This is a genomic window from Pseudomonas sediminis, from assembly GCF_039555755.1.
Classification (GTDB): domain Bacteria; phylum Pseudomonadota; class Gammaproteobacteria; order Pseudomonadales; family Pseudomonadaceae; genus Aquipseudomonas; species Aquipseudomonas mendocina_D.
In genome coordinates this window covers 2,715,935-2,736,369 of the sequence record NZ_CP154631.1, presented here as the reverse complement: position 1 = coordinate 2,736,369, position 20,435 = coordinate 2,715,935, and the positions used below count along the sequence as shown (strand labels likewise).

Sequence of the window (20,435 nt, the reverse complement as noted above, 5' to 3'; positions counted from 1 at the left end):
TCGTTCAGACTTGCGACAGTTTCGACGTTGGCTCGTTGCACCGAGGGTGAGCGCGGGAAGCTTTTCCGTTTATAATCCCCGTCTTTTTTCGCCCGACAGCCTTACTCAATGAACCAGACCCGCGACCTGATTGATTCCGCGCAGCGCACCATCCGCCTCGAAATTGAAGCGGTGCAGGAGCTATTGCCCCGTATCAATGCCGACTTCATCAAGGCCTGCGAGCTGATTCTCAGCTGCAAGGGCCGCGTGGTCGTGGTTGGCATGGGCAAGTCCGGGCATATCGGCAACAAGATCGCTGCAACTCTGGCCAGCACCGGTACCACGTCGTTCTTTGTCCACCCGGCAGAAGCCAGCCATGGCGACATGGGCATGATCACCAAGGACGACATCGTTCTGGCACTGTCGAACTCTGGCTCGACCGCCGAGATCGTTACCCTGCTGCCACTGATCAAGCGCCTCGGTATCCGCCTGATCAGCATGACCGGTAACCCTGAGTCGCCGCTGGCCAAGGCCGCCGAGGTCAATCTGGATGCACGCGTCTCGCAGGAAGCCTGCCCGCTGAACCTGGCACCCACTTCCTCGACCACTGCCAGCCTGGTACTGGGCGACGCCCTGGCTATCGCCCTGCTCGAAGCGCGCGGCTTCACCGCCGAAGACTTCGCCTTCTCCCATCCGGGCGGCGCCCTTGGCAGGCGCCTGCTGCTCAAGGTAGAGAACGTGATGCACAGCGGCGAGAGCCTGCCTCAAGTCACACGCGGCACCAGCCTGCGTGACGCCCTGCTGGAAATGACCCAGAAGGGCCTGGGTATGACCACGGTCCTGGAGGCTGATGGCCACCTGGCCGGGATCTTCACCGATGGCGACCTGCGCCGCGCACTGGACAAGGGCATCGATGTACGCGATGCCCGGATCGACGACGTGATGACGCCGCATGGCAAGACCATTCGCGCCGAGATGCTCGCCGCCGAAGCCCTGAAGATCATGGAAGACAACAAGATCAGCGCCCTGGTGGTAGTCGATAGTGATGATCGCCCGATCGGCGCGTTCAACCTCGGCGATCTACTGCGCGCGGGGGTGATGTGATGAACAAACTACTGCAACGCGCACGCGCCGTGAAACTGGCGATCTTCGACGTCGATGGCGTATTGACCGACGGCCGCCTGTACTTTCTCGAAGACGGCAGCGAGTTCAAGACCTTCAACACACTCGACGGCCACGGCATCAAGATGCTGATCAACTCGGGCGTGCGCACGGCCATCATCAGCGGCCGCAAGACACCTGTGGTGGAGCGCCGCGCCAACAACCTGGGTATCCAGCACCTGTTCCAAGGTCGTGAAGACAAACTCGTGGTACTCGACGGCCTGCTCGCCGAACTCGGCCTAAGCTATGAACAGGTCGCCTATCTCGGTGACGACCTGCCGGACCTTCCGGTGATTCGTCGTGTCGGATTGGGCATGGCCGTGGCCAGCGCCGACAGCTTCGTCCGCCAGCATGCCCACGGCGTAACCCAGGCGCGTGGCGGTGATGGTGCGGCGCGGGAATTCTGCGAACTGATCATGCGTGCCCAAGGCACACTGGATGCGGCCCAAGCCGCCTACCTGTAGAGAACAGCATGCCGCGTAAAATCCTCAATACCCTGATCTTTGCTCTGATTGCAGTCGTCGTGGCCGCACTCGGTTACTGGAACCTTGCCCCGGACAGCGCGCGCCTGACCCAGCAGGCCAGCGATGACAACGTAGTCGACTTCTATGCGGTAGGCGCGCGTACCGTGCAGTTCCAGGATGACGGCAAACTGCACTACCGCATGACCGCGGACAAGCTCGAACACATCAAAAGCACCGACATTACCCTGGTCGATACCCCCAAGCTGAAGCTATATCGCGGCACCGAGTTGCCCTGGGAAGTCACCAGCCAGCGTGCCGAAGTCTCGCCCGGCGGCGTCGAGGTAGAACTGATCGACGACGTGCGCATCGCCCGCACCGACGCCAAGAACCGTCCAACCATCATCACCAGCAGCCGCATGACCGTTATTCCTGACAAGGAATATGCGCAGACCGAGCAAGCCGTTAGAATCGTCGCGGCCAACGGGGTAACCACGGCACAAGGAATGAAAGCGTACTTGAATGACGGCAGGATGCTCCTGCAGTCCAACGTAAGAGGCCAGCATGAGGTTCGTTAATACCCTCCCCCTGATTCTCAGCCTCGGCGCCGCATTGGGAAGCGCGGCTGCCTGGGCACTGCCATCGGATCGCGATCAACCGATTCGCATCCAGGCCGACAGCGCAGAACTGGATGATCGACAAGGTGTAGCCGTCTACCGCGGCGATGTGATCATCACTCAGGGCACCCTGAAGATCACGGGCGACACTGTTACCATCACCCAGACCGCCAGTGGCGACATCGACGTCTTCACATCGGTCGGCAATCTGGCCTACTACGAGCAGAAGCCGGCTGTGGACAAGGACATCGTCAAGGCCTACGGCAAGACCATCCAGTACTTCGCCAGCAATGAGCGCATCGTACTGATCGACCAGGCCAAGGTGATTCAGGAAGGCAATACCTTCGAAGGCGAGAAGATCGTCTACGACACCCGCCGCCAGATCGTCAACGCCGGCCGCGCAACAGGCGGCAACGTCAGCACGCCGCGCCCGCGTATCGACATGGTCATCCAACCGAAGAACAAACCCGCGGATCAGCAGCAGTAATGGCCATTCTCAAAGCCCAACACCTGGCGAAAAGTTACAAGAGCCGCCAGGTCGTGCGTGACGTCAGCCTAAGCATCGAAAGCGGTCAGATCGTTGGCCTGCTCGGCCCCAATGGTGCCGGCAAGACCACCTGTTTCTACATGATCGTCGGCCTGGTACGCGCCGACCAAGGCCGCGTGCTGATCGACGACCTCGACGTCAGCCATCAGCCTATGCACGGCCGCGCCCGCGCGGGCATCGGCTACCTGCCGCAGGAAGCGTCGATCTTCCGCAAGCTGTCGGTGGCCGACAACATCATGGCCATCCTGGAAACGCGCAAGGACCTGGACCGCACCGGCCGCCAGGCGGAGCTGGAAAACCTGCTGCAGGAGTTCCATATTCACCATATCGCCGACAGCCTCGGCATGAGCCTGTCCGGCGGTGAGCGACGCCGCGTAGAGATTGCCAGAGCCCTGGCGACCAACCCCAAGTTCATTCTGCTCGACGAACCTTTTGCCGGTGTCGACCCGATCTCGGTTGGCGACATCAAACAGATCATCCATCACCTCAAGACCAAGGGCATCGGCATTCTGATCACCGATCACAACGTGCGCGAAACCCTGGATATCTGCGAAACCGCCTACATCGTCAACGATGGACAACTAATCGCTGAAGGTGACGCCGAGACCATCCTTGCCAACCAGACGGTGAAAGAGGTTTACCTGGGGCACGAGTTCCGCCTGTAGGCCTGCGGATATTTCACGACAGAAATATGGCAACCCCTAGGCAAAATCGACAACATCAGGCATATAATTTGCTTCCTGGCGGCGCTTCGGCGCCCTGATGTGGAAGGCGTAACTCGCCAGTAAATTAAGGTCTGCAATGAAACCATCGCTAGTCCTCAAGATGGGCCAGCAGCTGACGATGACCCCGCAGCTGCAACAGGCTATCCGCCTCCTCCAACTGTCCACCCTGGACCTGCAACAGGAAATTCAGGAGGCGCTGGAGTCCAATCCCATGCTCGAGCGCCAGGAAGAAGGCGACGACTTCGACAACAGCGATCCAATGGCTGATGGCGCCGAGAGCGCCACCCCGACCCCGAGCAAGGAAGAGAGCTACCAGGAAACCACCCCCACGGTGGATAACCTGGAAGAAGGCGACTGGGGCGAGCGTATTCCCAATGAGCTGCCAGTCGACACAGCCTGGGAAGACATCTACCAAACCAGCGCCAGCAGCCTGCCCAGCAACGATGATGACGAGTGGGACTTCACCACCCGCACGTCCAGCGGCGAGAGCCTGCACAGCCACCTGCTCTGGCAACTGAACCTGGCGCCCATGTCGGACAAGGATCGCCTGATCGCGGCCACCCTGATCGACTGCATCAACAACGACGGCTATCTCGAGGAAACCCTCGAGGAAGTGACCGAATCCTTCGACCCCGAGCTGGATATCGAACTGGACGAAGTGGAAGTGGTGCTGCACCGCATCCAGCAGTTCGAACCCGCGGGTATCGGCGCCCGTGATCTGCGCGAGTGTCTGCTACTGCAACTGCGTCAGCTGCCCGCCAACACCCCCTGGCTGAACGAAACCCAGCGCGTGGTCGGTGATTACCTGGAACTGCTCGGCAGCCGCGATTACGCCCAACTGATGCGGCGCACCAAACTCAAGGAAGACGAACTGCGCCAGGTCATCGACCTGATCCAGCGTCTGAATCCGCGTCCAGGTTCGCAGATCGAATCCAGCGAGCCAGAATACGTCGTGCCCGATGTAATCGTGCGCAAGCACAATGAGCGTTGGCTGGTGGAGCTGAACCAGGAGGCGATGCCGCGTCTGCGCGTCAACCCGCAGTATGCCGGCTTCGTCAAACGCGCCGACTCCAGTGCCGATAACACTTTCATGCGCAACCAGTTGCAAGAGGCCCGCTGGTTCATCAAGAGCCTGCAAAGCCGTAACGAAACGCTGATGAAGGTAGCCACCCAGATCGTCGAGCACCAGCGTGGCTTCCTCGACTACGGTGATGAAGCGATGAAGCCTCTGGTATTGCACGACATCGCCGAGGCAGTAGGCATGCACGAGTCGACCATTTCACGTGTTACCACGCAGAAATTCATGCACACCCCGCGTGGTATTTACGAGCTGAAATATTTCTTCTCCAGCCACGTCAGCACCTCCGAAGGCGGCGAATGCTCGTCCACCGCGATCCGCGCGATCATCAAAAAACTGGTCGCAGCAGAAAACGCGAAAAAGCCGTTGAGTGACAGCAAGATCGCTGGTTTACTGGAGGCACAAGGCATCCAAGTCGCCCGCAGGACGGTTGCCAAATACCGTGAATCCCTCGGTATAGCGCCCTCCAGCGAACGCAAGCGACTGATGTAGGCCAAGGAGGCGACCTGCCTCCAAGCCAACGTGTTCCGGTGGCGGATTCTCATGGATTCCGTCTCTTACACAAGGCAACAAGGAGATAGCGGTATGCAAGTCAACATCAGTGGACATCAGCTGGATGTGACCGACGCCCTGCGTGACTATATCGGCGAGAAACTGGGCCGACTGGAACGCCACTTCGACAAGATCACCAACGTACAGGTGACCATGGAGGTCGAAAAACTCAAGCAGAAGATCGAAGCCACCCTGCACATCGCCGGCGGCGAAGTCGTCGCCAACGCCGAACATCAGGACATGTACGCTGCCATCGACCTGTTGGCCGATAAACTCGACCGTCAACTCATCAAGCACAAGGAAAAGCAGCTCGAACGCCTGCAAGGTGCCACAGCCCGCTGACATTCCCTATCCATGATCCGACTTGAAAATATCCTGACCCCCGGCCGTTCCCTGGTGAACGTGCCGGGCGGCAGCAAAAAACGCGTGCTCGAACAGATCGCCAACCTGGTTGCACGCGACCTGCCCGACCTGGATGCCCAGGACATCTTCGAAAGCCTCATCGCCCGCGAGAAGCTTGGCTCTACCGGCTTCGGCAACGGCATTGCCATTCCCCACTGCCGCCTGGCTGGCTGCAGTGCCCCGATCAGTGCAGTCCTGCACCTGGAGACGGCAGTCGACTTCGACGCCATCGACGGCGTGCCGGTCGATCTGCTGTTCGTACTTCTGGTGCCGGAAGCGGCAACCGATGCGCACCTCGAACTGTTGCGCCAGATCGCCAGCATGCTCGATCGCCAGGAAGTACGTGAACGTCTGCGCCAGGCCAACAGCGGCGAAGATCTCTTTCAGGTCGTCGTGGACATTCAGAACGGTCAATAATCATGCGCCTGATCATCGTCAGCGGTCGCTCGGGCTCGGGCAAGAGCACCGCCCTCGATGTACTTGAGGACAACGGTTTCTATTGCATCGACAACTTGCCGGCCGGTCTGCTACCGGACCTCGCCGAGCGCTTCCTGCCGCACAGCGACATGCTGCTGCCGCAAGTGGCCGTTTCCATCGATGCACGTAACCTGCTGAGTCAGCTCAAGCGTTTCCCGGAGCTGCTCGAAGAAGTGCGCAAACGTAATATCCGCTGCGATGTGCTTTACCTCGACGCCGAGGACGAGACGCTGCTCAAGCGTTTTTCGGAAACCCGCAGGCGCCATCCGCTGACCAACGATAACCGCTCGCTGGCCGAAGCCATTGCGTACGAAAGTCTGCTGCTGGCGCCGATCACTGATCGTGCCGATCTGAAGATCGACACGACTCGACTGAACCTTTATCAGTTGCGCGACACGCTCAAACTGCGCCTGCTGGGCCAGACGCAAACGGGCACCGCCTTTCTCGTCGAGTCCTTCGGCTTCAAGCGTGGCATGCCGGTCGACGCCGATCTGGTGTTCGATGCACGCTGCCTGCCCAATCCTTACTGGAAGCCTGAACTGCGCGACTACTCCGGCCTGGATCAACCTGTGATCGACTACCTGGCTGCGCAGCCGGAGGTCGAGGAAATGTATCAGGATATCCTCGCCTATCTGGAAAAATGGCTACCGCGCTTCGCCGCCAGCAACCGCGCCTACGTCACAATCGCCATCGGTTGCACCGGTGGTCACCACCGCTCTGTGTATCTGGCCAATCGCCTGAGCCAGGCGCTCAAAGATTCGCTGAAGAATGTCCAGGTGCGTCACCGCGACCTCAGCTAAGGAGCCATGCCGCGATGCCCGCACGTGAAATCACCATCATCAACAAGCTTGGTCTACATGCCCGCGCCGCTGCGAAGTTCGTCGGCGTGGCGAGCACTTACCCCTGCCAGGTGCGCATCGGTCGCAGCACCGAAAGTCTGGTGGACGGTAAGAGCATCATGGCAGTCATGATGCTGGCGGCCGGCAAGGGCTCCAACGTGCACCTGCTGACCGAGGGCGAGCAGGACGAAGAAGCGATGGCCGCCCTGGTAGGCCTGATAGAGAACTACTTCGACGAAGGCGAGTAACCCCTCCTGACAAAAACGACAAGGCCACCCGCAGGTGGCCTTGTCGTTTCTGCCAACTCAACTGCCGGCGACAGTCATTTTCTCGATCAGCACCGAGCCAGTGCAGATATTGCCGCGACGCTCAAGGTCACGACCGACTGCAACGACCTGACGGAACATGTCGCGCAGATTACCGGCGATGGTTACTTCCTGAACCGGGAACTGGATTTCGCCATTCTCGACCCAGAAGCCTGCCGCACCCCGCGAGTAATCGCCCGTCACCAGATTCAGCCCCTGGCCCATCAGCTCGGTAACCAGTAAGCCACGATCCATGCGGCGAATCAGCGCCTGCTGATCCTCATCGCCATGGGTGACGAACAGGTTGTGTACGCCACCGGAGTTGGCGGTACTCGGCAAACCCAGCTTGCGCCCGGAATAGGTGCCGAGCACGTAGGACACCAGCTCGCCCTTTTCCACGAACGGTTTGGCGTAGGTGGCCAGGCCGTCACCATCGAAGGTGGCACTGCCCAGTGCGCGCGGCAGATGCGGGCGCTCGTCGAGGCTCAGCCACTCGGGGAACAAGCGCTGGCCGAGGGCACCTTCGAGGAAGGAGGACTGGCGATACAGGTTGCCACCCGAGATTGCCGCCAATAGGTGGCTGAACAGACAACCAGCCAGCTCGGCGGCGAAAAGCACCGGTACTTCGCAAGTCGGTACCGGGCGCGCACCAAGACGGCTGACCGCGCGCTCGGCGGCGCGCTGGCCGATGCCTTTGGCATCGGCCAGCAGTTCACCCTGACGATTGACGTCGTACCAGTAGTCGCGCTGCATCTGCCCATCGCCCTCGGCGATCATCACGCAGCTGAGGCTATGACGGGTGCTGGCGTAACCGCCGACGAAACCGTGGCTGTTGCCATACACACGACAGCCCTGGTGGGTATTGAGGCTGGTACCGTCAGCATTCTTGATTCGTTTGTCTGCCGCAAAAGCCGCGGCCTCACAGGTCAGTGCCTGCTCCACCGCCTGCTCTGGAGTGATCGACCAGGGATGATAGAGATCCAGCTCGGGCAGCTCGCGCGCCATCAGCGCGGCATCGGCCAGGCCGGAGCACTCGTCCTCGCTGGTATGTTTGGCAATCGCCAGGGCCGCTGCCACAGTCTCACGAATGGCCTCGATACCGGTGGCCGAGGTGCTGGCCGAGCCCTTGCGCTGGCCTACGTACAGGGTGATGCCAAAACCCTGGTCGCGATTGAACTCGACGGTCTCCACCTCGCCCTGACGCACCGTGGTAGAAAGCCCTTGACCAGCCGAAACCGCCACCTCGCAGGCACTCGCGCCCTGGCGCCTGGCTTCGGCGAGAATGGCCTCGACCTGCTCTTGCAGCACTGGCAAGGCCTGCGGCCCGATACGTTCTACTTCACTCATAACCACTCCCGATTCTCTTGGCGCAGGCACTCTTTATGCGAAACCCAAGGCCTGCTCTCGACTCCCCGCCCACGGGCCGGCAGTCACGGTTACTGCTATCATGGCGGCGTTTCCCTCTGGACCCACCCCATGTCTGATTCCTACGACGACTTCTCCCTGGAGAAGAGCAAATCCCAGGTCAAACGCGAACTGCATGCCCTGCAGGACCTTGGCGAGCGACTGACCACGCTCAAGGCGGATCTGCTGGCCAAGATGCCGCTGACCGATGCCTTACGCCGCGCGCTCGCCGAAGCGCCGAAACATACCGCCAATGCCGCGCGCAAACGCCACATCCAGTTCATCGGCAAGCTGATGCGTGAACAGGATGTCGACGCAATCGTTGCCATGCTCGACCAGGTGGACAGCTCCACCCGCGAGTACAACGAGCGTTTCCACGCTCTCGAACGCTGGCGCGACCGCCTGATCGCCGAGGGCGACAGCGCGCTGGAGAGCTTCGTCGAGCTCTATCCGGACGCTGACGTCCAGCACCTGCGCGGCCTGGTTCGTCACGCGCAGCACGAAGCCGCGCGCAACAAGCCGCCGGCTGCGGCGCGCAAGGTGTTCAAGTACATCCGCGAGCTCGATGAAACCCACCGCGGCTTGCGTTGAGCCTGCATCGCATCAGGCACCGGTGCCGCCTACGGTGATCGCGTCGATCTTCAGCGTCGGCTGCCCGACGCCCACCGGCACCGACTGACCATCCTTGCCGCAAGTACCGACGCCGCTGTCCAGCGCCAGATCATTGCCGACCATGGACACGCGGCTCATCGCCTCCGGACCATTGCCAATCAGAGTGGCGCCCTTGACCGGCGCGGTGATCTTGCCGTCCTCGATCAGGTAGGCCTCGCTGGTGGAGAACACGAACTTGCCGCTGGTGATATCGACCTGGCCGCCACCCAGATTGGCGCAGTAGATACCCTTCTTCACCGAACGGATGATCTCCTCCGGGTCGCTCTCACCGGCCAGCATGTAGGTGTTGGTCATGCGTGGCATCGGCAGGTGCGCGTATGACTCGCGACGACCGTTGCCGGTGGCGGCCACGCCCATCAGGCGCGCGTTGAGCTTGTCCTGCATGTAACCCTTGAGCACGCCGTTCTCGATCAACGTGGTGCATTGGGTTGGCGTGCCTTCGTCATCGACGCTAAGTGAACCGCGACGCCCAGCCAGGGTGCCGTCGTCGACGATGGTGCACAGGCTGGAGGCGACCTTTTGGCCGACCTGGCCGCTGTAGGCCGAGCTGCCTTTACGGTTGAAGTCGCCTTCCAGACCATGACCGACCGCTTCATGCAACAGGACGCCGGACCAGCCCGCGCCCATCACCACCGGCATGCTGCCGGCAGGCGCAGCGATAGCCTCCAGGTTGACCAGCGCCTGGCGCAGCGCCTCGCGGGCGTAACCCATGGCGCGATCCTCATCGAGGAAATAGCGGTAGTCGGTGCGTCCGCCACCTCCATGCCCGCCGCGCTCGCGACGACCGTTCTGCTCGACGATGACGCTGACGTTGAAACGCACCAACGGGCGGATATCGGCGCTTAGGCTGCCGTCATGTGCCGCCACCAGAATACGATCCCAGACTCCAGCCAGGCTCACGGTCACCTGTTTGATACGCGGATCCAGAGCACGCGTGGCGCGGTCGATGCGTTGCAGCAGTTCGACCTTCTCGGCCCGGCCCATGACGTCCAACGGGTTGCCCTCGGCATACAACTGGGTCACTTGCGGGCTGACGAAAGCCTGCACGCGGCCCTGCTGGCCGGCGCGCGAGATCGAACGTGCGGCCTGGGCGGCTTGCGTCAGCGCATCGAGGCTGATGGCATTGCTGTAGGCGAAGCCGGTTTTCTCACCGGACTGGGCACGCACCCCAACCCCCTGATCGAGGTTGAAACTGCCTTCCTTGACGATGCCATCCTCCAGCCCCCAGGTTTCCGAGACCTGGCTTTGAAAGTACAGATCGGCGGCATCGATGCCAGGCCCTGCGACGTCGCCCAGCACGCTGCTGAGGCTGTTGAAAGTCAGGTTCCCAGGCGCCAGCAGGTGCTCGCTGACGGATTGCAACATCGTATTCATGATCACTCCACAACGATCGGACGCGGTGCGCCCGATAAAAAGAAACGGCGGTGCTGCTGCACCGGCATGCGTTGGCGAATGCTCGCCTGTTCGGCGGCATCGCGCGAAGCCAGCAATGCGGCTTCGCCTTGATCCTGCTCGGCCAGAACGCTGCCCCAAGGGTCGATGATTGCCGAATGACCGAAGGTCAGGCGCAGCCCCGGATGTTCACCGCCCTGCCCGGCGGCCAGCACATAGCACTGGGTTTCGATGGCGCGGGCGCGCGTCAGCACCTGCCAGTGCGCCGCGCCAGTCACTGCCGTGAACGCGGCGGGTACGCTGATCAGCTCCGCGCCGGCTTCCCGCAGCGCCCCGAACAGTTCAGGAAAGCGCAAGTCGTAACACACGCTCAACCCCAAGCGCCCCACCGGCGTATCAGCAACCACCACACGCTGGCCGTGGGAAAAATCATCGGACTCACGATAACGGCCACGGTTGTCGGCGACGTCGACATCGAACAGGTGCAGTTTGTCGTAGCGAGCCGCGCGTTCGCCCTGGTCGTCGATCAGCAGCGAGCATGCACGCGGCTTGCCCTCGGCATCGTCATCCGGCGGCAACGGCAAAGTGCCGGCCACTATCCATAAACTGAGGTCACGCGCGGCCCGTTTCAACCAGGGCAGGATCGGCCCCTCGCCCACTGCCTCGGCACGGCCGATGGCGGCCAGGTCTCGACGCCCCATGGCCGCGAAGTTCTCGGGCAGCACGGCTAGGCGCGCACCACCCTGCGCGGCGCGCTCCAGCATACGGCGAGCCAGACGCAGATTGGTTTGCACGTCGTCCTGACTGACCATCTGGATTACAGCGAGATTCATGGCAGTACTCATCGGTTCCCGGTGTAACAGCGTACGCCAAGACACCACGTCATTGCGGTTTTTCGAAGGGCTTGTCGAAGCTGATCTCCGGGTCCTGCATCGGGCCCTTGACGTCGTACTGCACACTGGCAAAGCGAGCGACCTTGTCGCCGAGCAATTTGTCCACCACGAACAGCGCCCCGCCAATCGCTGGAGCGCCGACGATCAACGCCGCCAGCGGCAAGTTGTTGGTCACCGGCAGGGTCACCAGCAGCTTGGCATTGATACGTTCTTCACGCATGTCCAGGTTACCGTCGAGCTCCAGATTGCTCGACGGCCCGGTCAGGGTGATCGGCTCATGGGTGACGAACAGGCCATTGGTCGCCTGCAGGTTACCCTTGACCCGGTCGTAACTCAGGCCCTTGCCCAGCAGGTCGGAAAAGTCCAAGCGCAGGCGGCGGCCGATGGAGTTGAAGTTGAGCAGGCCGAACACCCTTAGCGCCTGAGCCGAGCCCTGCACTTCGACGAACTGCCCCTTGCGCAGCGAGGGGTCGAGGTTGCCAGAGAAACGCTTGAGCGAGAACCAGGCCGGCGAACCAGGCCAGTTACCGTCGGCATCCACCCGGAAGTTTTCACTGGTGACGCTGGGGGCAAAATCCCAGGCCTTGAGAATATCGCTGAGATCCTTGCCCTGCAGACGCCCCTTGTACCAGCTCTGCGTGTTGCCTGGCGTGCCTCGCCAACCGGCGCTACCGCCGATTTTCAGCCCCTGCAGGTCAAGGTCGAGCTCATCGAAACGCACGCCCTGCGCTTCCGGGCGTACCTTGAGCGACCAGGCGCCCAGCACCTTGTCACCGCGCTGCACGCGTTGGATGGCGATATCCAGCGCCGGAATCTGTCGAGGGTCGATATCGGCCATAGGATCAGGCGCATCGCTGGCCTTGGTCGCCTCAGGATCTGGCGCCGGCAACCGCACGTGCTGCAGATCGATACGTATAGGCACACCCTCGGCATCGGCCAACAGCACACGTCCGGCCGCCAGCTCGCTGTCGAGTTGCAAGGCCCAGCCCTGGCCTTCTCGCGCCAGACCAAGGGTCAGCTGTTCGACCTCTTGGCCAAAGCCGCGGAAACGCCCGATATCCAGTCGCGCACTGCGAAACAGGCGCTGGCTGTCGGCATCCACCTTGACCGGATGATTGCTGCCGAGCTGCTTCCAGGCGTCCAGGTCCAGCTCGTCCAGACCCCCACGCACTCGCAGCCCCTGGCCGGGCGGCAGACCGGCCGCGCCACCGCCAAGCACCAGCTCACCGCGGCCGTCTGCCAGCGCCCCCGGAGGTGCGGCCAGACTCAGACTGGCAAGCTCGCCATAGTTCGCCCAGTAACGGCGCTCACGCCCGGAGAGGGTCATGCGCCAATCGGTATCCCGCTCCTGCTGCGCCGTCTTACCGAAAGGCGCGGGCAGGTCGACCACCACACCGCGCAGGTTGGAGTCGACACGCAGCTTGCTGTCATCGCCATCCAGGGTAAGGCGCAGGCGATAAGGCAGCAGTCCGCTGACTGGCAGCTTCTGCGGCCCACCCAGCCACTGGCTGAGGGTATCGACCTGGACCCGTCCACGCAGATCGAAAACCGTACGCGCCTGCCCACTTGCGCCCTCGGCGCTGATCTTGCCGCGCACCTGACGCCCGAAGACCTCGGCGCGAACATCCGGCGCGCTCAGCCCGGCAGCGCTGTCGAAGCGAAACGCGCCTTGAACCTTGCTCAGTTGCAGATCGGGATTGGCCAATTTGAGGCTTGCGCCCTCAGTGGCGAAGTCCACCACCACACCAGGCGGCTGCCCTTTCTGCAGCGGAATATCCAGCTGCAGACGGCCAGCCAGAGGCCCCTCACCTTGCCAACCGGCAAAGATTTCTGCGGTCCCCAGAGGCGCTTCCTGCAATAGTTTGATGGCGTCAGTCAGGCTACTCTGCACCTTGCCGTCGAGCTGCAGACGTGGTGGTTTGCCGTCGTGCAACAGCGGAATATTGGCCACGACATCGCTGACCTGGCTTTCCTGCAAGCGCCCGCTCTGTAGGCGCACGCGCACTGCATCATCTTCGATCAGCACCTCACCCACGCCCTCGCGCAACGCAGGCCAACCGGGCTGGAAGGCCAGCTCGGCATCCCTGACCTTGAAGAACAGACTGAGGCTGCGCGCGCCCAACGGTGCGCCCTTGTTCAACGAGCCCTGATACTGGAAGTAGCCTTCTTCGACGTGCCCCGCACGGATGGCCGTCTTCAGCCAATGATCGAGCTCGGCGCTCATGCCGGGCGCGCGGCTCGGCAGGTACTTCTCAGTGTAGGACGCATCGCCGTCGCGCATACCGACGCGCAGGTCCATGTAGTCTTCGGCCTCAGGATCGCTCAACAGGCGGATCAGCATGTCACCGGCGACCTGCCCCTCCTCGCCATCAACACGCATGTAGGGGCTGTACAAGGTCAGGCCGGTTTCACTCCAGTCCCAACTCAACCGGGCCTGAGCATGGCGGTAGCGCCAGGGCTTGGGAAACAGCTGATCGAGGTGCAGGGCGAAATTTTCGCTGTTCAGGCGCAGCTCGCCCTGGAACATATTGCCCGAGGCACTGCCAGTGACGTTCTCGGCGGCCGGCGCGCCGTGATAGGCCTGAATGCCCACCTTGTCCAGATTGGCGGCGAATTGCAGGCGTTCGGCGCCTTCATGCCGGGGGTAGTAATCGAGCAGCAGGTTGTTGATCGCACCAACCGGCGCCAGCTCGCCCAAGACATCGCGGGCTTTATCGGGCATCGGCACCAGCGCCTGCACCAGCGGCGCCCAGGCCGCAAGATCAAGACGATCAGCCGTCAGCGCCCAGCGCTCGTCAGGCTCGCCCCCATCCTTTTGCTTCAGGTTCAGGTGCAATTCGCCGATGCGCTGCTCACCATGGGTCAGGGCCAGGGAGTCGATCTGCGCCCGCACGCCCTGCTTGTCTTGAGTGAAAAAGGCGTTGAAGGCAAGGTCCTTGAGCGTCACCGCTTCATGCTTGGCCTGGCCGCCGACCAACTCGGGGGCATGCAGGCGTAAGGCACCTTTGTCCAGGGTCAGGCCATGGCCCTCCAGCCACAGCTCTCCACCAGCCTGCAGACGCTGTAACTGCCAGTCACCGAGCAGCGATTTCGGCAGCCAGGCAGCCCAGTCGCTCTGCGGCAGGCTTAGATAAAGCTCGGATTGTGCCTCGCGCCAACTCTCGGGCTGCATGCGCGTGCGCAAACGCAGCGCCACCGGTTGCCCATCAGGCAGCAGCAGGCGGCCGTCGAGACGCTGAGTGTTGTTGCCATAGCGCAGGCTCAGGTTGACGTAGCTGAGCAGCAGCGGCTCCTGATCCAGCGGCTGCACCACCACACGACTGTCGAGCAGGCTGATGCGATGCACGATCTGCAACTGTTCCAGTAGCTGCTCGACATTCACCTCGGGACCGCTGCGCTGTGGCATCCCTTGTAACTGCCAGCCACCTTCGGCGTTCTGCAGTACGTTCAGCTGCAGACCGTCGAACTGCAGGTGGGCGATGCGCGGCTGGCGGGCCAGCAGACTACCGCCCACGTCCGGCACCAGTTGTACTCGCTCCAGGCTCAAGCCTTCCTCGTCGCTACCCAGACGCACGTCATGCGCCTCCAGTACCGGGGCAAAACCCTGCCAACGGCCTTCGAGGCGACCGATGCGCACCGGCACACCCAACTGCGCCGTGACACGGTCTTCCAGCTCGAGCCGATATTCGGCTACTAACGGCACCAGCTCACGGCCCAGACTGACGTACAGCGCCGCCAGCACCAACACAGCGGCGCACAAGCCCAAGCCCCAGCGCAGCAGCGCGGAAAAGAGGCGCGCCAGGGCGCTCGCCTCGGCAGCCCCCGCGCTCAGAGCAGCACCACGTCGTACTGTTCCTGGGAATACATGGTTTCCACCTGGAACTTGATGGTACGTCCGATGAAGGCTTCCAGATCGGCGACGTTGCCCGACTCTTCATCGAGCAGGCGATCAACCACCTTCTGATTAGCCAGCACCCGGTAGCTTTCCGCCTGGTAGGCACGGGCTTCGCGCAGAATCTCGCGGAAGATCTCGTAGCAGATGGTCTCCGGCGTCTTCAGCTTGCCGCGTCCCTGACAGGCGCTGCAGGGCTCGCAGAGAATCTGCTCGAGACTTTCGCGCGTGCGCTTGCGGGTCATCTGCACCAGGCCGAGCTCGGTGATGCCGATGATGTTGGTCTTGGCGTGATCACGCTCGAGCTGCTTTTCCAGGGTGCGCAGCACCTGGCGCTGATGCTCTTCATCTTCCATGTCGATGAAGTCGATGATGATGATGCCGCCCAGGTTGCGCAGGCGTAGCTGACGGGCAATCGCGGTAGCGGCCTCGAGGTTGGTCTTGAAGATGGTTTCCTCAAGCGTGCGATGGCCGACGAAGGCGCCGGTGTTGACGTCGATGGTGCTCATCGCCTCGGCAGGGTCGACCACCAGATAGCCGCCGGACTTTAGCGGCACCTTGCGCTCCAGTGCGCGCTGGATTTCATCCTCGACACCGTACAGGTCGAAGATCGGCCGCTCACCGGGGTAATGCTCGAGGCGGTCGGCAATCTCCGGCATCAGCTCGGCGACGAACTGGGTGATTTTCTGGAAGGTTTCCCGCGAGTCCACGCGAATCTTCTCGGTACGTAGGCTGACCAGGTCACGCAAGGTACGCAGCGCCAGGGACAGATCCTCGTAGATCACCACAGGCGCCTTGGCATTCTGGATCTGCGCGCCGATCTGGTCCCAGAGGCGACGCAAATAACGGATGTCGATCAGAATTTCATCAGCGCCAGCACCCTCAGCTGCGGTGCGCAAGATGAAGCCGCCGGCCTCCTCGATGCCTTCGGCGGCGACGCAATCGGCGACTACCTGCTTGAGGCGCTCGCGCTCGGCTTCATCTTCGATCTTCAGGGAAATACCGACATGACTGGTGCGTGGCATGTACACCAGATACCGCGAAGGGATGGACAACTGCGTGGTCAGACGCGCCCCCTTGCTGCCGATGGGGTCCTTGGTGACCTGCACCACCAGGCTCTGCCCTTCGTGAACCAGGGCGCTGATCGGCTCCACCGCCGCTCCTTCGCGGGTGGAAATCTCGGAAGCATGAATGAAGGCCGCACGCTCCAGGCCAATATCGACGAAGGCCGCCTGCATGCCGGGCAGCACGCGCACCACTTTACCCTTGTAGATGTTGCCTACGATGCCGCGCTTCTGTGTACGCTCGACGTGCACTTCCTGCAGCACGCCATTTTCCACCACCGCCACGCGCGACTCCATCGGCGTGATATTGATCAGAATCTCTTCGCTCATGCATCCATCCTGGTGATCATGCCGGCCGGGCTACTGCAACGCCCCGCGGACTCAAGCTTTCGGGCACGTCCAAAAAACTACTCTATGCTGCCACCGCCTGGGTTCTTAACGCGGCCCTTTCGCCGGCAACTGCCAACAGGCAATACCGAATTCGCCAAGCAGCTCCGCAGTTTCGCACAGCGGCAGGCCGACCACTGCTGAATAGCTACCCTGCAATCGATTGACGAACACGGCCGCCAACCCCTGGATACCATAACTTCCCGCTTTGTCACATGGCTCGCCGCTGGCCCAGTACGCTTCGATTTCCGCCTCGCTGATAGGACGAAAGCTCACCTCACTGCTGACCACTCGCGCCGCCTCACGATCGCCACCGACCAGCGCCACGGCCGTCATCACCTGATGGCTACGCCCCGACAGAGCCTGCAGCATCGCACGTGACTCGGCGAAATCCGCTGGCTTACCCAGAATGCGTCCATCGAGCACCACAGCGGTATCGGCGCCCAACACCACGACATCCTTGTGCCCGCCCAAGGCGAGCAGACCGGCGCGCGCTTTCTCACGCGCCAAACGCTCTACATAGGCTGCCGCCGGCTCGGCTGGCAACGGATTTTCATCTATCGAGGCGATTTGCGTGACGCAAGGCACAGCGATCTGAGCCAGCAATTCACGGCGACGGGGCGAGGCGGAGGCCAGAAACAGCTCGGCCATGCGGGTATCTCCCTTGGCGAACCGCGGCCAGCCGTGCGGCAGGCCGCGTTCAGTTGACGTTGAGGCGCTGGTGCAATCCACGCAGGATGACGCAGATCCAGGGCCACAGCAGGGCGCTGACCAGTGCTGGAAGGATGAAGGCCAGGGTTGGCGGACGGCTGCCGGTCAAGGCGTTGAGCCACAGTTGAACCAACTGGGCGAGACCGAACACCACCATCAGCACCATGCTCTGCTGCCACATGGGAAACATGCGCAGACGCTGGTGCAGGCTCAGCACCAGGAAGGTGATCAGGGTGAGGATCAACGCGTTTTGCCCGAGCAACGTGCCGAGCAGCACATCCTGCGCCAAACCAAGCACCCAGGCAGTGGTCAGGCCAACCCGGTGCGGCAGCGCCAGCACCCAGTAGGTGAGAATCAGGGCGACACACAGCGGACGACCGACCTGCATGAACTCGAGCATCGGCGCCACGCTGAGCAGCAGCGCGAAGGCCAGGGTCAGCCAGATCACCCAGCCATTACGGGGCCTTACACCGACCATCAGTTCGCCTCCTGTGCGGGCGTGTCCGCGGCCGGAGCGACGCTCGACTCTGGCGCCTGTTCACCTTGGATACGTTCCTGTACGGCCTCGCGGTCGGCGGCCTCCTGAGCCTGGGCCGAATCGGTGGCACGCTGCTCGGGACTGCGACGATCGGAGAACACCAGCAGCAAGTAACGACTGCGATTGAGCGCCGCGGTCGGCGTGGCGCGAACGATGGCGAATGGCTGGCCGGAGTCATGGATGACCTCTTTGACCGTGGCTACCGGATAGCCAGCTGGGAAACGCTGGCCCATGCCGGAGCTGACCAGCAGATCGCCTTCCTTGATATCGGCGGTATCGGCGACGTGACGCAGTTCGAGGCTCTCCGGGTTGCCGGTGCCGACAGCGATGGCGCGCAGGCCGTTACGGTTGACCTGCACCGGAATACTGTGGGTGTTATCGGTAAGCAGCAGTACGCGCGAGGTATAGGGCATGACTTCCACCACCTGCCCCATCAGGCCGCGGGCATCGAGCACCGGCTGACCGAGGAACACGCAGTTTTTCTTGCTCTCGTCGACGCAGTCCTTCTCACCCTTGTCGATCAGGATGCGGTGCGTGTAGGGGTTGGGATCGACGCCGATCAGTTCGCTGACCAGCACTTCCTCGTCCACCAACGCTGCAGAGTTGAGCAGCTCGCGCAGGCGCACGTTCTGCTCGGTAAGGGTCGCCAACTTCTGCAGGCGGCGCTGCAGCAACAGGGCTTCGGCCTTGAGCTTCTCGTTTTCGGCCAGCAATTCGCTTCGCGAGGAAATTTGCTGGGTCGCGCCTTCCCAGGCTCGCACAGGCATCTCGGCCAGTTCGTACAGGGGCGTCAACACCATGCCCATCATGCTACGCACAGGTTTGAGCGTATCGAAGCGGGCGTCGACCACCATCAGCACTGCCGACAAAACGGCAAATACCAACATGCGAATGCCCAGCGAGGGACCTTTGGCGAAGAGCGGCTTAATGAGCTGCTCCTTGTGCGCCACGAGGGCGGAAAGCGCGCGAATTCATGCGAAGGGCGAACCGGTCTGGCGAAGGTTGGGCCGAGTGTACTGCAATGCTCGAATATTCGCGTGCCGCCCGGAGGCGGCACGGCAAGCGTCCACAGCCGCGGGGCTCACTCGGTGGAGAGCAGGTCCATGGCGTGGCGATCCATCATTTCCAGGGCCTTGCCGCCGCCACGGGCGACGCAGGTCAGCGGGTCTTCGGCAACGATCACCGGCAGACCGGTTTCCTGGCTCAGCAGCTTGTCCAGATCACGCAGCAGCGCGCCACCACCGGTCAGCACCAGGCCGCGCTCGGCAATGTCCGAGGCCAGCTCGGGCGGCGATTGTTCCAAAGCGCTCTTGACCGCCTGAACGATGGTCGCCAGGGACTCCTGCAGCGCTTCGAGCACTTCGTTGGAATTCAGGGTAAAGCTGCGCGGTACGCCCTCGGCCAGGTTGCGGCCGCGTACGTCGACTTCGCGGATCTCGCCGCCCGGGTAGGCAGTGCCAATTTCCTGCTTGATACGCTCGGCGGTGCCTTCACCGATCAGCGAGCCGTAGTTGCGACGCACGTAGGTGATGATGGCTTCGTCGAAGCGGTCGCCGCCGACGCGCACGGATTCGGCGTAGACCACGCCGTTCAGGGAAATCAGGGCGATCTCGGTGGTACCGCCGCCGATGTCGACGACCATCGAACCGCGCGCCTCTTCGACCGGCAAGCCGGCACCGATGGCCGCGGCCATCGGTTCTTCGATCAGGAACACTTCGCGTGCACCGGCGCCGAGCGCCGATTCACGAATGGCGCGACGCTCGACCTGGGTCGACTTGCACGGCACGCAGATCAGCACGCGTGGCGACGGCTGCAGGAAGCTGTTCTCGTGAACCTTGTTGATGAAGTACTGCAGCATCTTCTCGCAGACGCTGAAGTCGGCGATCACACCGTCTTTCATCGGGCGGATGGCGGAGATGTTGCCAGGCGTACGACCGAGCATGCGTTTGGCGTCGGTGCCAACGGCCACGACACTTTTCTGATTGCCATGGGTACGAATCGCGACCACGGACGGCTCATTCAGGACGATACCGCGCTCGCGCACATAAATAAGGGTATTGGCAGTGCCCAGGTCGATCGACAGATCGCTGGAAAACATGCCACGCAGTTTCTTGAACATTAGGAAGGGACCCTAGGCAACGCGTGGGTAAAAGTCAGACGCGGAAAAACGCGCGGGTAAAAAGTGCGGCAAACTCTAACAACGGCAGGGATTTTGAGCAAGGCGGCAATATGGTAGATTGCCTGTTTTTCCGGGCCTTGTAGCTGCACATCGCGGCCTTTGACCACTGGCTCGCGACATCCGTTCCCTGCATGCCCTCTCTGTCACACTTCCACTGGAG

20 protein-coding genes are annotated in these 20,435 nt (G+C 62.1%); 11 read left to right on the top strand and 9 right to left on the bottom strand.

The genetic code is table 11. The annotated features are described in order from the left end of the window. The first annotated feature begins 108 nt into the window (after window positions 1–108). From AAEQ75_RS12895 to AAEQ75_RS12850, 10 genes are all read left to right on the top strand, one after another. Entirely contained in the window at window positions 109–1,083 is a 975-nt protein-coding gene (locus AAEQ75_RS12895; protein ID WP_343349195.1) for a KpsF/GutQ family sugar-phosphate isomerase, read from the top strand. Beyond that, a complete protein-coding gene (locus AAEQ75_RS12890) occupies window positions 1,083–1,604 on the top strand; it encodes a KdsC family phosphatase (RefSeq protein ID WP_343349193.1) in 522 nt (173 codons plus the stop codon). Before AAEQ75_RS12895 ends, AAEQ75_RS12890 begins: the two co-directional genes overlap by 1 nt. Window positions 1,605–1,612: 8 nt before the next feature. Beyond that, window positions 1,613–2,179 (top strand): LPS export ABC transporter periplasmic protein LptC, encoded by a 567-nt coding sequence (gene lptC, locus AAEQ75_RS12885; RefSeq protein ID WP_099522488.1) that lies wholly within the window; start codon window positions 1,613–1,615, stop codon window positions 2,177–2,179. Further along, the gene (lptA, locus tag AAEQ75_RS12880; protein WP_021488070.1) at window positions 2,166–2,705 is read left to right on the top strand and encodes a lipopolysaccharide transport periplasmic protein LptA; all 540 of its coding nucleotides are present in this window, start codon (window positions 2,166–2,168) and stop codon (window positions 2,703–2,705) included. Before lptC ends, lptA begins: the two co-directional genes overlap by 14 nt. Next, window positions 2,705–3,430: an LPS export ABC transporter ATP-binding protein gene (gene lptB, locus AAEQ75_RS12875; RefSeq protein WP_256835543.1), complete on the top strand. Its 726-nt coding sequence runs from the start codon at window positions 2,705–2,707 to the stop codon at window positions 3,428–3,430. Before lptA ends, lptB begins: the two co-directional genes overlap by 1 nt. 136 nt (window positions 3,431–3,566) lie before the next feature. Then, window positions 3,567–5,060: an RNA polymerase factor sigma-54 gene (locus AAEQ75_RS12870; protein WP_343349188.1), complete on the top strand. Its 1,494-nt coding sequence runs from the start codon at window positions 3,567–3,569 to the stop codon at window positions 5,058–5,060. A gap of 93 nt (window positions 5,061–5,153) precedes the next feature. Beyond that, on the top strand, window positions 5,154–5,462 hold the full coding sequence (hpf, locus tag AAEQ75_RS12865; protein ID WP_003459233.1) for a ribosome hibernation-promoting factor, HPF/YfiA family: 309 nt from the start codon (window positions 5,154–5,156) through the stop codon (window positions 5,460–5,462). Window positions 5,463–5,474: 12 nt separating this feature from the next. After that, window positions 5,475–5,939 carry a PTS IIA-like nitrogen regulatory protein PtsN gene (gene ptsN / locus AAEQ75_RS12860; protein WP_343349183.1) on the top strand — a complete coding sequence of 155 codons (465 nt, stop codon included), beginning with the start codon at window positions 5,475–5,477 and terminating at the stop codon, window positions 5,937–5,939. A 2-nt stretch (window positions 5,940–5,941) separates the two neighbouring features. After that, a complete protein-coding gene (rapZ, locus tag AAEQ75_RS12855) occupies window positions 5,942–6,799 on the top strand; it encodes an RNase adapter RapZ (RefSeq protein WP_143506206.1) in 858 nt (285 codons plus the stop codon). 14 nt (window positions 6,800–6,813) lie between these two features. Beyond that, window positions 6,814–7,086, top strand: a complete 273-nt coding sequence (locus AAEQ75_RS12850; protein ID WP_013714096.1) for an HPr family phosphocarrier protein — start codon at window positions 6,814–6,816, stop codon at window positions 7,084–7,086. Between the two features lie 57 nt (window positions 7,087–7,143). On the opposite strand, the gene pmbA is transcribed toward AAEQ75_RS12850, so the two are convergent. After that, window positions 7,144–8,490, bottom strand: coding sequence for a metalloprotease PmbA (gene pmbA, locus AAEQ75_RS12845; protein WP_343349180.1), 1,347 nt, complete (start codon window positions 8,488–8,490; stop codon window positions 7,144–7,146). A 129-nt stretch (window positions 8,491–8,619) separates the two neighbouring features. Between pmbA and yjgA the strand changes: the two genes are divergently transcribed. Further along, on the top strand, window positions 8,620–9,138 hold the full coding sequence (gene yjgA / locus AAEQ75_RS12840) for a ribosome biogenesis factor YjgA (protein WP_343349178.1): 519 nt from the start codon (window positions 8,620–8,622) through the stop codon (window positions 9,136–9,138). Window positions 9,139–9,150: 12 nt separating this feature from the next. Here yjgA and tldD read toward each other — a convergent pair whose 3' ends face one another. From tldD to mreB, 8 genes are all read right to left on the bottom strand, one after another. Then, window positions 9,151–10,593: a metalloprotease TldD gene (tldD, locus tag AAEQ75_RS12835; protein WP_343349176.1), complete on the bottom strand. Its 1,443-nt coding sequence runs from the start codon at window positions 10,591–10,593 to the stop codon at window positions 9,151–9,153. Between the two features lie 2 nt (window positions 10,594–10,595). After that, entirely contained in the window at window positions 10,596–11,444 is an 849-nt protein-coding gene (locus tag AAEQ75_RS12830; RefSeq protein ID WP_343349175.1) for a carbon-nitrogen hydrolase family protein, read from the bottom strand. A 49-nt stretch (window positions 11,445–11,493) separates the two neighbouring features. Further along, window positions 11,494–15,306 (bottom strand): YhdP family protein, encoded by a 3,813-nt coding sequence (locus tag AAEQ75_RS12825; protein WP_343352383.1) that lies wholly within the window; start codon window positions 15,304–15,306, stop codon window positions 11,494–11,496. A 26-nt stretch (window positions 15,307–15,332) separates the two neighbouring features. After that, window positions 15,333–16,790 (bottom strand): ribonuclease G, encoded by a 1,458-nt coding sequence (gene rng, locus AAEQ75_RS12820; RefSeq protein ID WP_179575607.1) that lies wholly within the window; start codon window positions 16,788–16,790, stop codon window positions 15,333–15,335. Window positions 16,791–16,895: 105 nt separating this feature from the next. Next, window positions 16,896–17,498, bottom strand: a complete 603-nt coding sequence (locus AAEQ75_RS12815; RefSeq protein ID WP_343349173.1) for a Maf family protein — start codon at window positions 17,496–17,498, stop codon at window positions 16,896–16,898. A 49-nt stretch (window positions 17,499–17,547) separates the two neighbouring features. Next, window positions 17,548–18,036, bottom strand: coding sequence for a rod shape-determining protein MreD (gene mreD / locus AAEQ75_RS12810; protein ID WP_343349172.1), 489 nt, complete (start codon window positions 18,034–18,036; stop codon window positions 17,548–17,550). Next, window positions 18,036–18,983 (bottom strand): rod shape-determining protein MreC, encoded by a 948-nt coding sequence (gene mreC / locus AAEQ75_RS12805; protein WP_343349171.1) that lies wholly within the window; start codon window positions 18,981–18,983, stop codon window positions 18,036–18,038. The genes mreD and mreC overlap by 1 nt, the downstream gene beginning before the upstream one ends. Before the next feature lie 194 nt (window positions 18,984–19,177). Beyond that, window positions 19,178–20,215, bottom strand: a complete 1,038-nt coding sequence (mreB, locus tag AAEQ75_RS12800; RefSeq protein ID WP_045734124.1) for a rod shape-determining protein MreB — start codon at window positions 20,213–20,215, stop codon at window positions 19,178–19,180. Window positions 20,216–20,435: the final 220 nt, after the last annotated feature.

What these genes read in the sequence shown, in the direction of transcription:
- AAEQ75_RS12895 (WP_343349195.1), top strand. Translation starts at nt 109, where the DNA reads ATGAACCAGACCCGCGACCTGATTGATTCCGCGCAGCGCACCATCCGC.
- AAEQ75_RS12890 (WP_343349193.1), top strand. Translation starts at nt 1,083, where the DNA reads ATGAACAAACTACTGCAACGCGCACGCGCCGTGAAACTGGCGATCTTC.
- lptC (WP_099522488.1), top strand. Translation starts at nt 1,613, where the DNA reads ATGCCGCGTAAAATCCTCAATACCCTGATCTTTGCTCTGATTGCAGTC.
- lptA (WP_021488070.1), top strand. Translation starts at nt 2,166, where the DNA reads ATGAGGTTCGTTAATACCCTCCCCCTGATTCTCAGCCTCGGCGCCGCA.
- lptB (WP_256835543.1), top strand. Translation starts at nt 2,705, where the DNA reads ATGGCCATTCTCAAAGCCCAACACCTGGCGAAAAGTTACAAGAGCCGC.
- AAEQ75_RS12870 (WP_343349188.1), top strand. Translation starts at nt 3,567, where the DNA reads ATGAAACCATCGCTAGTCCTCAAGATGGGCCAGCAGCTGACGATGACC.
- hpf (WP_003459233.1), top strand. Translation starts at nt 5,154, where the DNA reads ATGCAAGTCAACATCAGTGGACATCAGCTGGATGTGACCGACGCCCTG.
- ptsN (WP_343349183.1), top strand. Translation starts at nt 5,475, where the DNA reads ATGATCCGACTTGAAAATATCCTGACCCCCGGCCGTTCCCTGGTGAAC.
- rapZ (WP_143506206.1), top strand. Translation starts at nt 5,942, where the DNA reads ATGCGCCTGATCATCGTCAGCGGTCGCTCGGGCTCGGGCAAGAGCACC.
- AAEQ75_RS12850 (WP_013714096.1), top strand. Translation starts at nt 6,814, where the DNA reads ATGCCCGCACGTGAAATCACCATCATCAACAAGCTTGGTCTACATGCC.
- pmbA (WP_343349180.1), bottom strand. Translation starts at nt 8,490, where the DNA reads ATGAGTGAAGTAGAACGTATCGGGCCGCAGGCCTTGCCAGTGCTGCAA.
- yjgA (WP_343349178.1), top strand. Translation starts at nt 8,620, where the DNA reads ATGTCTGATTCCTACGACGACTTCTCCCTGGAGAAGAGCAAATCCCAG.
- tldD (WP_343349176.1), bottom strand. Translation starts at nt 10,593, where the DNA reads ATGAATACGATGTTGCAATCCGTCAGCGAGCACCTGCTGGCGCCTGGG.
- AAEQ75_RS12830 (WP_343349175.1), bottom strand. Translation starts at nt 11,444, where the DNA reads ATGAATCTCGCTGTAATCCAGATGGTCAGTCAGGACGACGTGCAAACC.
- rng (WP_179575607.1), bottom strand. Translation starts at nt 16,790, where the DNA reads ATGAGCGAAGAGATTCTGATCAATATCACGCCGATGGAGTCGCGCGTG.
- AAEQ75_RS12815 (WP_343349173.1), bottom strand. Translation starts at nt 17,498, where the DNA reads ATGGCCGAGCTGTTTCTGGCCTCCGCCTCGCCCCGTCGCCGTGAATTG.
- mreD (WP_343349172.1), bottom strand. Translation starts at nt 18,036, where the DNA reads ATGGTCGGTGTAAGGCCCCGTAATGGCTGGGTGATCTGGCTGACCCTG.
- mreC (WP_343349171.1), bottom strand. Translation starts at nt 18,983, where the DNA reads ATGTTGGTATTTGCCGTTTTGTCGGCAGTGCTGATGGTGGTCGACGCC.
- mreB (WP_045734124.1), bottom strand. Translation starts at nt 20,215, where the DNA reads ATGTTCAAGAAACTGCGTGGCATGTTTTCCAGCGATCTGTCGATCGAC.